Annotated in this window: 9 protein-coding genes; 4 read left to right on the top strand and 5 right to left on the bottom strand. The window is 71.2% G+C overall.

The annotated features are described in order from the left end of the window. Positions 1 to 9: 9 nt before the first annotated feature. The 3 genes from UCD39_RS11035 to UCD39_RS11025 all read left to right on the top strand — a co-directional run bounded on the left by UCD39_RS11035 (position 10) and on the right by UCD39_RS11025 (position 4,840). A complete protein-coding gene (locus UCD39_RS11035) occupies positions 10 to 2,415 on the top strand; it encodes an ABC transporter permease (RefSeq protein ID WP_330496076.1) in 2,406 nt (801 codons plus the stop codon). Positions 2,416 to 2,426: 11 nt separating this feature from the next. Further along, positions 2,427 to 3,140, top strand: a complete 714-nt coding sequence (locus UCD39_RS11030; protein ID WP_330496075.1) for an ABC transporter permease — start codon at positions 2,427 to 2,429, stop codon at positions 3,138 to 3,140. A gap of 86 nt (positions 3,141 to 3,226) precedes the next feature. Further along, complete coding sequence (locus tag UCD39_RS11025; RefSeq protein ID WP_330496074.1) at positions 3,227 to 4,840, top strand: FtsX-like permease family protein; 1,614 nt, start codon at positions 3,227 to 3,229, stop codon at positions 4,838 to 4,840. Between the two features lie 11 nt (positions 4,841 to 4,851). Here UCD39_RS11025 and UCD39_RS11020 read toward each other — a convergent pair whose 3' ends face one another. After that, positions 4,852 to 5,727, bottom strand: coding sequence for an alpha/beta fold hydrolase (locus UCD39_RS11020; protein ID WP_330496073.1), 876 nt, complete (start codon positions 5,725 to 5,727; stop codon positions 4,852 to 4,854). A 106-nt stretch (positions 5,728 to 5,833) separates the two neighbouring features. Here UCD39_RS11020 and UCD39_RS11015 point away from each other — a divergent pair, with 106 nt between their 5' ends. Then, complete coding sequence (locus UCD39_RS11015) at positions 5,834 to 6,892, top strand: P1 family peptidase (RefSeq protein ID WP_330496072.1); 1,059 nt, start codon at positions 5,834 to 5,836, stop codon at positions 6,890 to 6,892. On the opposite strand, the gene UCD39_RS11010 is transcribed toward UCD39_RS11015, so the two are convergent. From UCD39_RS11010 to UCD39_RS10995, 4 genes are read right to left on the bottom strand one after another with little or no spacing between them, the layout of a single operon-like run. After that, on the bottom strand, positions 6,880 to 8,481 hold the full coding sequence (locus UCD39_RS11010) for a dipeptide ABC transporter ATP-binding protein (RefSeq protein ID WP_330496071.1): 1,602 nt from the start codon (positions 8,479 to 8,481) through the stop codon (positions 6,880 to 6,882). The two genes, UCD39_RS11015 and UCD39_RS11010, sit on opposite strands and share 13 nt — an antisense overlap. Before the next feature lie 3 nt (positions 8,482 to 8,484). Further along, positions 8,485 to 9,333: an ABC transporter permease gene (locus UCD39_RS11005; protein ID WP_330496070.1), complete on the bottom strand. Its 849-nt coding sequence runs from the start codon at positions 9,331 to 9,333 to the stop codon at positions 8,485 to 8,487. Beyond that, on the bottom strand, positions 9,330 to 11,894 hold the full coding sequence (locus UCD39_RS11000) for an ABC transporter substrate-binding protein (RefSeq protein WP_330496069.1): 2,565 nt from the start codon (positions 11,892 to 11,894) through the stop codon (positions 9,330 to 9,332). Before UCD39_RS11000 ends, UCD39_RS11005 begins: the two co-directional genes overlap by 4 nt. Positions 11,895 to 11,898: 4 nt before the next feature. Further along, positions 11,899 to 13,296: a tetratricopeptide repeat protein gene (locus tag UCD39_RS10995; protein WP_330496068.1), complete on the bottom strand. Its 1,398-nt coding sequence runs from the start codon at positions 13,294 to 13,296 to the stop codon at positions 11,899 to 11,901. Positions 13,297 to 13,309 lie beyond the last annotated feature (13 nt).

The following is a 13,309-nucleotide window of genomic DNA, read 5'->3' as shown; positions in this document are numbered from 1 at the left end:
GAGGCCGCCATGTATCACCTGCTGCCGGCCTTCCTGCGCCGCCATGCGCTGATCACCCTGCTCAATATCGCCGGCCTGGCCGTGGGCATCGCCGCCGTCCTCCTGATGCTGGCGTATGTGGTCGCTGAACTGCGGGTCGATCGGGGGTTCACCGCCGCCGACCGGCTATACCGCGTCGCCACCACGCTGACCGTGCCGGGGCAAGGCGCCATGCTGGCGGCGGGCTCCGCCCCGCAGATGGCGGCCCCCCTGATGGCCGAGTTCCCGGAGGTGGGGGCCGCGACCCGCGTCCACCAGGACCAAGTGGTGTTGAAGGTGGGGGACAGGCCGTTCGAGGTGCCGCTGCTGTGGGCCGACGCCAACCTGCTTCAGGTGCTGGACTATCCCCTGGCGCGGGGTGACGCCGCCACGGCGCTGTCCCGGCCCGACGGCCTGGTCGTCAGTCCGGAGCTTGCCCGGCGCCTGTTCGGCGATGCCGATCCCATGGGGCGCGTCGTGCAGACCCGCGATGGCACCCCGCTCACGGTGACGGGGGTGCTGGCGCCTATGGCGGAAACCCACCTGGATTTCACCGCCATCGCCGCGGAAGCCGCGCGGGGGCCGAAATCCTGGGCGCGCCAGACGGTGGAGGATTGGAGCCAGCCAACGATCAACACCTACGTCCGGCTGCGCCCGGGCGTGTCGGTCGATGCCGTGCGGGCGCGCCTGCCGGACTTCCTCGACCGTCACAACACCTTGTCACCCCGGTTGGTCAAGCTGGCCCTGCGCCTGGACCCGGTGGGTGACATTCATCTGCACGTGTCGGCGCTGGGCGACCACAAGCCGGGCGGTGACATGGCCATGCTGCGCATCCTGGCCGGCGTCGCCCTGATGATCCTGGGCGTCGCCGTCGCCAATTACACCAACTTGGCCACGGCCCAGGCCATCAACCGGGCGCGCGAGGTGGGCGTGCGCAAGCTGGTGGGGGCGCGCCGCCGCCAGTTGGTGGCGCTGTTCCTGGGCGAGGCGATGCTGCTGTCCTTGGTGGCGACGCTCTTGGCGTTGGCCTTGGTGGAGCTGGCATTGCCCTTCTTTCAGGATCTGCTGGGCCGGCCCTTGCCCCCAGATGTACTGCGCCAGGCACCACTGCCCCTCTTGGTCGCGCTGACCCCTGTGGTCGTGGGCGGCCTGGGGGGCTTCTATCCCGCCCTGGTGCTCTCAGGTTACCGCCCGGGGGAGGTGCTGAAGGGGAGGGCCCAGCCACCCCGCGCCAGCCGCGTGCGCGCCGTGCTGGTGGTGACCCAGTTCGCCGTGTCCATCGCCCTGATGATCGTCACCCTGACGGTGCATCGCCAGGTGGAGCACGCCCGGGCGGCGGACTTGGGATACCGCGCCGATGACCTCTACACCCTGGGCCGCCTGCCCTTGGGGGATGCGCGGGCGGCGACGCTGAAGGCGGAGGTGGCGCGCATCCCCGGCGTCCGGTCCGTCAGCCTGACCAGCCTGCTCCCGGCCAACCAATCGCGCGCCACCCTTTCCATCCGGCCGCCGGAAGGAGCAGCCGGGGCGGGCGGGGACCAGCGGGTGTCGTTGGCCTGGTTCGTCGTGGATGAGGATTTCATCGCCACCTATGGCGCCACCCTGGTGGCGGGGTCGGGCACGCCAGCGGGGTGGAAACCAGGGGCGGCCCGTCCCGATGGTGCCACCGAGTACGCCCTGGCGACGGTGGAGGCCACCCGGCGCATGGGCTACGCGCATCCACAGGACGCGGTGGGCCGCAGCATCCGCTTCCTGGATGACGATCCACCGACACGCATCATCGGCGTGCTGGCGGACATGCGCTTCCGCTCTGCCCGCGAACGGCCGGAAGCGCTGCTGTTCACCGTGGGTGGGGAGGCGTCGTTCCTGAGCGCCCGGCTGGCACCCGGCGACCAAGCCGCCACCGTGGCCGCCATCGATGCCCTGGTGCGGCGCCTGTATCCGGAGGTCGAGCATTGGCGGCGCGGCTATGCCCAGGACCAGATCGCGGCGCTTTATGCGGGGGAGGAACGGCAAGCGAAGGTCTTCGCCCTGTTCAGCGCGCTGGCCATCGCGTTGGCCAACCTGGGCCTGTTCGGCCTGACGGCGCTGGCGGCGGCCCGGCGCACCAAGGAAATCGGCATCCGCCGGGTGGCGGGTGCCCGGGCCCGGGATATCGTCTGGCTGATGACCTGGCAGTTCGCGCGGCCGGTCCTGATCGCCAACCTGCTGGCGTGGCCTTTGGCCTGGTGGGCGCTGCACCGCTGGCTGGCACAATTCGCCGTGCGGGTGGACCAGGGGCCAGGGACTTTCCTGGCCGCCGGCGCCCTGGCGCTGGCCATCGCTGTGGCCACCGTCGCCGTCCATGTCCTCCGCCTGACCTTGGCGCCCCCCGCCGGTGCGCTGCGGTACGAATAAGGGGGTAATCGATGCCCATGTTCGCCTTCTTCCACGTCCTGCGCCGCCAGGCCCTGACCACCCTGCTGAATGGGGTGGGTCTGGCCTTGGGCATCGCCGCCTTCCTGCTGGTCGGGCTCTATGTCGCGGAGGAGGTGTCGGTGGACCGGGGGTTCACCCATGCGGATCGGCTTTATCGCCTGGGGAGCGCCTTCGACATTGGCGGTCAGTCGATCATCATGGATTCCGGCCCCACGGATTTGGCGTTGACGGTCAGGCAGGAACTGCCGGAGGTCGAGGCCGTCACCCGGGAGGAACCCGACCGGGTGATGCTGGGGGAGGGCAGCCGTTTTTTTGAACAGCACCTGTTGTGGGCCGATCCCAATTTTCTGCAAGTGCTGGATTATCCGCTGGAACAGGGCGATGCCGCGACGGCGCTGGCGCGGCCGGACGCGGTGGTGGTGACGCGGTCCTTGGCCCGCACCCTGTTTGGCGACGCTGATCCTATCGGGCGCACCATACAGGTACGCCATGGGCCGGTACTGACCGTCACCGGCGTGCTGGCGCCCATCGAGCGCAGCCACCTGGTGTTCGCGGCCATCGCCGCTGACGCCGCGCGGGGCGAGCAATCCTGGTCAAAGGCCAAGGCGCGGCCTTGGAACGATGTAGAGGGCGTTCTCACCTATGTTCGCCTAGCCCGGGGGTATCCGCCGCCACGGTCGCCGCTGGCCTGCCCGCCTACGTGAAGCGCCACACCGCGCCAAAAGCCAACGAAGGCGGCGGCAACGAAATTGTCCTCAGCCTGAGGCTGGATGCGGTGAGGGACATTTATATGGGTATCAAGGCGATTGGCAGTAACGGACCCGGTGGCGATGTGGACACGTTGCGGATTCTGGCCGGCGTCGCGCTGCTGATCCTGGGCGTCGCCATCGCCAACTACACCAACATGGCCACGGCCCAGGCCATCAGCCGGGCGCGGGAGGTCGGCATCCGCAAGCTGGTGGGCGCCCGGCGCCGGCAACTGGTCCTGCTGTTCCTGGGTGAGGCGGTGCTGTTGGCCGCCCTCGCCACCGTGGCGGCGGTGGCCCTCATGGAATTGGCCTTGCCGGCGTTTCAGATCCTAGTGGGGCGGGAATTGTCGCTCGCGCCCCTTACCCATGGAAACCTGCTGCCCCTGCTGTTGGCCACGCCGCTGGTCGTGGGCGTCCTGGGCGGTTTTTATCCCGCGCTGGTGCTATCAGGCTACCGCCCGGGAGAGATCCTGAAGGGCAGGGCGCAGGCGCCGGGCGCCGGATGGGTGCGGGCGGTGCTGGTGGTGGCGCAGTTCGCCGTGTCCATCGCGCTGATGGTGGCGACCCTGACCGTGCAGCGTCAGGTGGCGCATGTGCAGGCGGTCGGCCTGGGCTATCAGCCCGCCAATCTTTATCTGTTCAGCAACCTGCCGACCGACACCGCCCGGGCCGCCACCTTGAAGGCGGAGGTGGCGCGCCTGCCCGGGGTCGTCGCCGCCAGCCTGTCCACCCTGGTGCCGGCCGACCCCTCAGGCAGCATTTCCGTCTTTGATTTGCCGGCGGACACCCGCAGCACCTTGCGCCGGGCGGAAGGCATCCACCCCTTCGCCGCGGATGAGGATTTTTTCGCCACCTATGGCGCCCATCTGGTGGCGGGCAAGGGCCTACCCCACGATTGGAAGCCGGCCGAGGGCGACCAGAAGGCACCGCGTTATGCCATCCTGACGGAAACGGCGGCGCGGCGCATGGGCTACAAAAGGCCCGAGGATGCCGTGGGCGAACGCCTGCTGGTGAATGGGGAGACCCCTACCGAGGTGGCGGGCGTGGTGGCGGACATGCGCTTCAGCTCCGCCCGCGAGTCCGACCGACCCCTGATGTTCCTGATCAAGCCCAACGGTCAGCACCTGACCGTTCGCCTGGCCGCCGGCGACCAGCGCGCCACGGTCAAGGCGCTGAACGCCGTGGTCGACCGGCTCTACCCCGATGCCGAGTATCTGCGCCGCGCCTTCGTGGATGAGCGGATCGAGAGCCTCTACCAATCGGAAGAGCGCCAGGCCTGGGTGTTCGCGGCCTTCGGCGGCCTGGCCATCGTGTTGGCCAACCTGGGCCTGTTCGGCCTGACCGCCTTGACCGCGGCGCGGCGCACCAAGGAAATCGGTATGCGCCGCGTCGTCGGCGCCCGTGTGGGGGACATCCTGCGCCTGCTGGCCTGGCAGTTCACCCGGCCTGTCCTGCTCGCCAACCTGGTGGCCTGGCCGGTGACATGGTGGGGCCTGCACCAGTGGCTGATGCAGTTCACGGTGCGGGTGGACCAGGCGCCGCTGACCTTCATGGCGGCCGGTGCCCTGGCATTGGCTGTGGCGCTGGCCACCGTGGCCGTCCACGTCATCCGCGTGGCCAGCGCTCCGCCGGTGGGCGCGCTGCGGTATGAGTGACCGCGCGCCCGTCAGCCCCTTACCAGGTCCAGCAGCAGGGCGTTGGTCTCGGCCGGCCGCTCCAGCATGATCTGGTGGCCGCAGCGCTCCAGCTCGACATAGGTGGCGGTGGGCAGGCGGCGGGCCAAGTCTCGGGCACCGGCCGGGGGCGTCAGGCCGTCATTGGCCCCGGCCACCACGGTGATGGGCAGGGTCAGGGCGGACAACGCCGCCGGGTCGGGGTGGGCCGCCTGGCTCATCAGCGCCTTCATCATGAACAGGCTGTTGCCCTTGGTCGCCTGCTCCTCGAACGCGATCAGGGCGGCGTCGGTGTCCGGGTGCCAGGCGAGCGAGCGGAACTTGGCGGAGATGAGGGGGCGGATCCATTCCAGGATGAAGGGCGGCAGCCAGCCCAGCGGGTTGGCCCCCAGTTGGGCGACGGGGCTGGGCGGGCCCAGCAGCAGGGCCGCCGCCACCCGGTCCAGCTGTCCTTCCGCCGCCAGGCCCTGTAGCAGGCTCAAGCTCAGGCGACAGCCGTAGGAATGGCCCGCCAGGATGATGCGGCCCTGGCCGGGCGGCGGGCCGTATGTGTCCAGGATTTGGCGATAATCGGCCACCAGGTGGCTGCCCTGATAGGCGTCCCAGTCGCGCGGCTGCGGGCTCTGCCCATGGCCGACGAAATCCCAGGCAACGATGCGCACGCCCTCTGCCACCAGGGCGGCCCATTGGTGGCGCCACTGGTTCTTGTTGCCGCCGCTGCCGTGGCAGAGGAAGACGGTGGTGTCGGGACGCGCCCCACCCTCATGCACCAGCAGGCTCAGGGGCGGGCGGCCATCGCGCACCGCCACCGTGTCGGGCGTGACCACCAGGCGGGTGGTGGCGAGCGGCAGATCAGGGGCGTCGGGCATGGCGTTTTCCTTTGGGGCGTTCCCCTTGTGGCGTTTCCCGTTGAAGGCTCAGGGGCGAAGGGGGACTATCCGCGACCGCATTAACGATGTGCTGGAAAACCGTACCATGCCTAGCCCTGGACCCCGCAACGCCATCACCGACGTTCCCGGCCTGACGGTGGGACACGCCACCGATGAACGGGTGCGCAGCGGCGTCACCGTCCTGCTGTGCGGCGGGGCCAAGGGGGCCGCTGGCTGGGCCGGCGGCGTGGACGTGCGCGGCGGCGGCCCCGGCACCCGCGAGACCGAGATGTTGGCGGCGGAGAACCTGGTGGCGCGCGCCCATGCCGTTGTGCTGACCGGCGGGTCCGTCTTCGGCTTGGCGGCGGCGGACGGGGTGGCGGCCGTGCTGTCGCGGCGCGGGATGGGCCTGACCTTGCGGCCCGGCACGCCCGCGGTGCCCCTGGTGCCGGCCGCCGTGCTCTATGACCTGGCCAATGGCGGCGACAAGGACTGGGGCCTGACCCCACCCTACCGCGACCTGGGGATGCACGCGGTGGCGGCCGCGGGTCTGGACGTGGCCCAGGGGTCGGTCGGTGCTGGGCGGGGCGCCATGGCGGGGCTGATCCCCGGCGGCATCGGCACCGCCTCCATCGACCTGGGCGATGGTTTGGTGGTGGGGGCGCTGGTGGCGGCCAACCCCCTGGGCTCGGTCTTCATGCCCGATGGCCGCACCTACTGGGCCTGGCCTTTCGAGATCGATGGCGAGTTCGGCGGGCGGACGCCCCAGGCCCCGATGGACGCCAGCGATCCGGTGCCGGATCTGTCGCGCCTGGGGGTGCATCGCCATCCCACGGCCGGCGCCAACACCACCATCGCCGTGGTGGCCGCCTCCGCCGACCTCGGCACGGCGGAGTGCAAGCGGGTGGCGATGATGGCGCAGGACGGCATCGCCCGTGCCGCGCGTCCTGCCCATACCCCCTTCGACGGCGATACCGTGTTCGCCGTGGCGCGGGGGCCAGCCTTGTCGACCGACGCGGGCAGCCGCTGGGCCCAGGTGGCCCGCATCGGCTCCGCCGCCGCCGACTGCCTGGCCCGCGCCATCGCCCGCGCGGTGTTCCATGCCGGGGATGGTAACAGGGCCGGGGATGGTCAAACGGGTGAGGACGGCCATCAGACGACCTGAACCGGCAGGGTGGGCGTGGCCGCCACCAGGCTGGCGGTATAGGGGTGGCGCGGCTGGCTCAGGACTTGGACGGTGGGCCCTTCCTCGACGACGCGGCCGTCCTGCATGACCAACAGGCGGTCGGTCAGGGCCCCCACCACCGCCAGGTCGTGGGAAACCACCAGATAGGCCAGGCCCAGACGCCGCGACAGGTCGGCCAGCAGGTCCAGGATCTGGGCCCGGGTCAGCATGTCCAGGGCCGACGTCGCCTCATCCAGGGCGATCAGGTCCGGTTGCGCCGCCAGGGCGCGGGCGATGGCGATGCGCTGGCGCTGGCCCCCGGAGAATTCATGGGGGTAGCGGTCGGCGTCTTCCGACGCCAGCCCCACTTGGCCCAACAGTTCCTCCACGCGCCGTCGCCGCTGGGCCGGCGTCAACGGGTCGTCCAGCAGTGCCAGGGGCTCGGCCACCAGCCGTTCCACCCGCCAGCGCGGGTCGAAGCTGCCCACCGGGTCCTGGAAAACCATCTGCACATGGCGGCGCAGGGGGCGGCGATCTCTCTCGCTGGCCGCTGACCAGTCCCGGTCCAGCAGACGCACCGTACCGGCCTGGGGCTGGTCCGCGGCCAGCAAGGTGCGCAGCAGGGTGGACTTGCCGGAGCCGGATTCACCCACGATGCCGACGCTTTCGCTCCGGTGAACGGCCAGGCTGACGCGATCGACCGCGCGCAGCGTGCCCGGCTTGGCCCACAGGGTGGGGCGGGGCAGGGCGTAGTCGCGGACGATCCCCTCCGCGGCGAGCACGGGCGGCTGAACCGGGGCGGGAGGGGTATCCGGCCGTTGCCGGGGGGGCACCGCCGCCGCCAGCAGGCGGCGGGTGTAGGCATGCTCCGGCGACTGCAGGACGATGGCGGGTGGGCCCGATTCCACCACCGCGCCCTCTTGCAGGACCACCACCCGGTCCGCCACGCCGGCCACCAGGGCCAGGTCGTGGCTGATCAGCAGCAGGCCCAGGCCATCCTGACGGACCAGATCGACCAGCAGATCCAGGATGCGGGCCTGGGTGGTCACGTCCAGGGCGGTGGTGGGTTCATCGGCGATCAGCAGCTTGGGCTTGGCTGCCAGGGCGGCGGCGATGGCGACGCGCTGACGCTGCCCGCCGGACAGTTCATGCGGGCGACGGCTGCGGGGAAAGCGGTCGGCGGGCAGGCCCACGCGGGCCAGCATGGCGTCGGCGACGCGCGCGGCCTCCGCCCGGCTGGCCATGCCGTGCACCCGCACCGTTTCCGCCACCTGGGCGCCGATGGACAAGACGGGGTTGAGCGCCGTCATGGGCTCCTGGAACACCAGGCCCACATCGCGGCCGCGCACGGCGTCCATCCGCCGGTCGGTCAGCGCCGTCAGTTCCTGCCCCTCCAGGCGGATGCTGCCCTGGGCGCGGGCGCCGGGTGGCGTCAGGCCCAGGACCGACAAGGCGGTCATGGACTTGCCGGAGCCCGACCCCCCCACCAGGGCCACGATCTGGCCCGGGTCCACCGTTAGCGACACGGCGTTCAGGACGGCGCGGCCATCGACGGACAGGCTGAAGTCGCGGATGTCCAGCAGGGTCATGGCTCAGGCCCCCCGCCTGGGGTTGAGGTGGGCGCGCAGGCCCTCGCCCAGCAGGTTGAAGCCCAGGACGGCGGCCACCACGCCCAGGCCGGGAAAAAGCACCAGCCAGGGGGCCAGGTCGGCCAGGGTCTGGCTGTCCGCCAGCATGCGCCCCCAACTGGGCCGGGGCGCCTGGGTGCCCAGCCCGACGAAGGACAGTCCGGCATCGGCGATGATGCCCAGCGACAACTGGATGGTCGCCTGCACCAGCAGCAGCCCGGCGATGTTGGGCAGCACATGATCCAGCGAGATGCGGCCGGCACCCTTCCCGGCCAGGCGCGCGGCCAGGGTGTAGTCGCGTGCCCAGACGCCCAGCGCCGCCGCCCGGGTGACCTTGGCGAAGACGGGTATGTTGAACAGGCCGATGGCGGCGATGGCGTCGATCGCCCCCGGGCCGCACAGGGCGGCGATCAGCACGGCGGTGATCAGGGCGGGGAAGGCGAAGACGATGTCGCTGCCGCGCATCGCCACCTCTTCCACCCATCCCCGGCGCCCGGCCGCCAGCAGGCCCAGCGGCACGCCGCACCCCAGGCCAACACCGACGGCGGCCAGGGCGACCGCCAGGGCGCTCTGCGCGCCGGCCAGCACCTGGGAGAAGACGTCGCGGCCATAGGCGTCGGTGCCGAACCAGTGCGCGCCCGATGGCGCGGCCAGCCGGCCGGCGACATTGATCGCCGTGGGATCGTAGGGCGTCCACGCCAGGGACAGCAGGGCGGCCCCCACCACCAGGCCGCTCAGCACCAGGCCGGCGACCAGCGCCGCGCTATGCCGGCGGCCGTCGGTCGCGGCCTCCACCGTGATCATGACGGTCATGGGCGGCGCCCCCCGGTCGGGCGCGGGTCCACCGCGGCGTTGGCGAGATCGACCAGGAAGGTGACGATGACGACGGCGAACACCAGGCTGACGGTGACGCCCTGCACCACGATCAGGTCGCGCTGGGCCACCGCCTGGAATACCAGGCGGCCCAGGCCCGGCAGGAAGAAGACGTTCTCGATGATCACGCCCCCCGCCAGCAGGAAGGAGAACTGCATGCCCAGGATGGTCAGTGCCGGTACGGCGGCGTTGGGCAGGGCATGGCGCAGCAGGGCCTGGCGTAGGCTCAGGCCCTTGGCGCGGGCGGTGCGGATATAATCCTGGCCCATCTGGTCCACCAGCTCGCCCCGCAGCACCCGGGCCAGGATGCCAGCCTGGGGCGCGGCCAGGGCCACCGCCGGCAGGGTCAGGGACTTCAGCGCCGGCCAGAACCCGGCATCCCAGCCGGGGAAGCCCCCGGCGGCGAACCAGTGCAGACCGGCGGCGAACACCAGGGCCAGCACCGTGCCGGCCCAGAAGTTGGGTACGGCGATCAGCAGTTGCGCGATGCCGTTCAGCAGGCTGTCCACCATGCGGCCCGTCCGCCCCCGCACGGCGCCCAAGGCCGCCGTCACACCCAGGACGACGGCCAGCCCGGTGGACAGCGCCACGGCGTACAGCGTCAGGGGCAGGGTCACGGCCAGTCGCTCCGCCATCAACGTGCCGACATCGACCCGGTAGGTGTAGCTGAGGCCGAAGTCGCCCCGCGCCAGGCCGGCCAGCCAGGCCAGGTAGCGTTGCGGCGCCGGCAGGTCCAATCCCATCTGATGGCGCAATGCTGCCAGGGCCGCGGGGTCGGCGCTCATGCCCATCATCACCCGGGCGGGATCGCCGGGGATGACCTGCAGCACCAGGAAGATGGCCAGGCTGGCGGCCAGCGCCGTCAGCAGCAGCACGGCCAGGCGACCGGCGACATAGCGCGGCCCCGCCTTGATTGCGGCCAGGATGGCCGCGCCCGCCGCCGCCAGGCCCAGCAGCCAGGCGACCCCGCCCGCGCCGGACAGGCCGCCGGTGGCGGCCCCCGGCCCGGTCTGGTCGAACCGCGCCGTGGCCAGGTCCACCAACTGCACCGGGGTGGGTAGCCAGATGTCCCGCAGGCGGGCGTCCCACACCCCGAAATAGGGGTATTCGAACAGGAAGACGTTCACCGCGTCCCGGGCCAGGGTGCGCTGGATGTCGCCCAGCACGGCCAGGCGCCGGTTCTCGTCCACCGTGGCGTCCAGCGTGGCCAGCAACGCCTTGTAGGCGGGATTGGAATAGCCGAAATAGTAATCGTCGCGGCCATAGATGTCGTAATCCATGGGCTCGACATGGGCGACGATGGTCATGTCATAGTCGTGGCGGCCATAGACTTGGGAAATCCAGGTGGCCCATTCCACATCCTCCAGTACCACCGTCACCCCCGCCTCCGCCAGTTGGGCGGCGATGATCTCCGCCGCGCGCCTGGCGTAGGGCAGGGGCAGGACGCGCAGGGTGGCGGTGAAGCCGTGGGGGTAGCCCGCCTCCGCCAGCAGGGCCTTGGCCTTGGCCACGTCGTGGGGGTAAAGGCCCGTCAGGTCGACATAGCCGGGGTTCTGCGGCGGGTAATGGCTGCCGATGGCGGCGCCATAGCCGAACATGGCGCCCTGGATGACGGCCTGGCGGTCGATGGCGTGCGACAGGGCGCGGCGCACCAGCACATTGTCGAAAGGCGGGCGCTTGTTGTTCAGCGCCAGCAGCGTCTCCCCCTCCGACGGGGCGACGTCGACGGTGAAGCGGGGATCGGCCTTCAGCGCGGTGATGGCCTCCGGCGCGGGGAAGGCGGGGAAGCCCTGGATGTCGCCGGCCTTCAGCGCCGCCGTGGCCGCCGCCGGGTCGGCGATGAAGCGGTAGGTGACACTGGCCAGGTGGGGGGCGGGGCCCCAGTAGGCGGGATTGCGCGCCAGGGTGACGGCATTGCCCCGCTGCCACGCCGCCACGGCATAGGGGCCGGTGCCCACCGGATGGGTGACGTTGCCGGCGGCGCTGGCGGGCGAGACCATGACGGCGGCCGGCCAGCCCAGCACCTGCAACAGGCTGCCGTACGGCGCCTTCAGGTGGATGGCGGCGGTCAGCGCATCGACCACCTCCACATGGTCGATGTGCGACAGCGCCACCTTCTGCGGGTTGGTGCTGGCGGGGGCGATGGCGCGCTCCAGCGAGAACTTGACCGTTTCGGCATCGAAATCAGCCCCGTCCTGGAAGCGTACGCCCGGCCGCAGATGGAAGGTGTAGGTCAGGCCGTCCGGCGCCACCGTCCAGTCGGTGGCCAGCAGCGGCGCCACCGTCCCGCCCACGCCCAGATGCACCAGGCCCTCGAACACCGTGGGGAAGACCACGGCAGGGATGGCGGCGGACGCCTCCGCCGTCGGGTCCAGGCCCGGCGGTTCCAGCTGCAGGCCCAGGGTCACGCTGTCGCGCGCGGCGGCCAGGGGCGCCCCGGCCAGGGCGGCCAGCAGCACCACGGACCTGATCAGATGCTTGAGGATGGTTGGCCAAGCCATTGTATTACACGGAAAACAGAGGGGTGTCATGGCGGTGCGCCTCGGCCGTTCCGCGCGCCCGTGCCGCCGCCTGCTGCGCCAGGCTGGGCAGGCCCAGCGCGTCGTAGACCTGGGCCAGGGCGCGGTTCACGGGCACGCCGTCGGGGTCATGGCCCCGGCGCAGTTCCAGCATCTGTTGCGCCGGCGTCCAGCGGCGGTCCTTGAGATAGGCGTCCAGCACCACCTGCTCGAACAGGTCGCGCTGGGCGTGGCTGCCGCCGATCTCCACCAGGCGGGGCAGCACGGGACCCAAGCGGCGCACCGCCGTGCGCCCATCGCCCCGGTAATAGGCCATCAGCCCTTCGGCGGCGGGAATGGCGACGTCCGTCCAGGTTTCGCGGCTGTGGTCCGGCGCTGTGTCGGCTTGGACGCGGATGGCGGCCAGCAGGGTGTCGGCCTGCGCCCGCCCGGCCCGCGCCAGGCCCATCAGGTACAACAGCGCCAGGAAGGGCTGGGCCGTGTCGGTGGCGCGGGCCGCCAGGTGATCGGCCAGGTCGATCCAGCGGTCGCCCACCTCCACGCCGGCCAGCTCCAGCCGGCTCAGCAGTTGCACCGCCCCCGCCTGGTCCTGGGAATAGCCCTTGTCGACGCCCCACACCCGGGCGTCATAGGTGGCCAGCGCCTCCGCTTCCCGCCCCTGGCTCAGCAGGAACAGGGCGTAGTGCCACCACAGGTGCGTGGACATGAAGGAGTTGAGGTCGGTCCAGCTGTCGTGAACGCCGCGCAGGAAGGCCGCCCCCTGGTCGATCTCACCCCGCGTCAGCATGACATGGGCCAGGGCGTGGTGGGCCCAGGGCTCCTTGCGCTTCAGGGTGATGGCCCGGCGGGCCGCCGCCTCCGCCTCATCCAGCAGGTGGCATTGCTCATAGCCGAAGGCCAGCATGCCATGCAGATAGGCGACGTCGCCGGCGCGGGGCAGGACCTTCAACCCGATGCGCACCATGTCCGGCGACTGGCCGCGGTTGAAGTTCAGGTATTGGTGGACCTTCACCGCCGCCAGGTCGCGGGGAAACTCCTCCGCGATCTGGTCGCCCAGCGCCAGGGCGCCGGGGATGTCGTCCCGCCACCAGGCCTCCAGCATGGCGGCGTTCAGCCGCTCCCGCCGCGTGCCATGGCGGGCGGCGGCCAGGGCGCGGCCGACATAGGGGGTGGCGCGGCCGGGGCCCTCGGTGGATTCCAGGAACATCCACAGCATGCCGGCATAGGTCTGCACCAGGGGCAGATCCACCGCCTCGTCCGCCACGGCCAGAAGGTTCACGGCCCGCGTCTCATAGGACAGCAGGCCGCCGACGAAATCGTCGATCAGGCCAGCGCTGTGCGCGCCGTCCGTCGTGATGGGGTTGCCCAGGAAATCTTCGTCCATGGCGGTCTCGGTC

Origin of the sequence: Nitrospirillum karajorum (assembly GCF_036348415.1) — a bacterium.
Classification (GTDB): domain Bacteria; phylum Pseudomonadota; class Alphaproteobacteria; order Azospirillales; family Azospirillaceae; genus Nitrospirillum; species Nitrospirillum amazonense_B.
The sequence above is the reverse complement of the archived record's forward strand: the minus strand, read 5'-3'. Positions and strand labels throughout refer to the sequence as shown.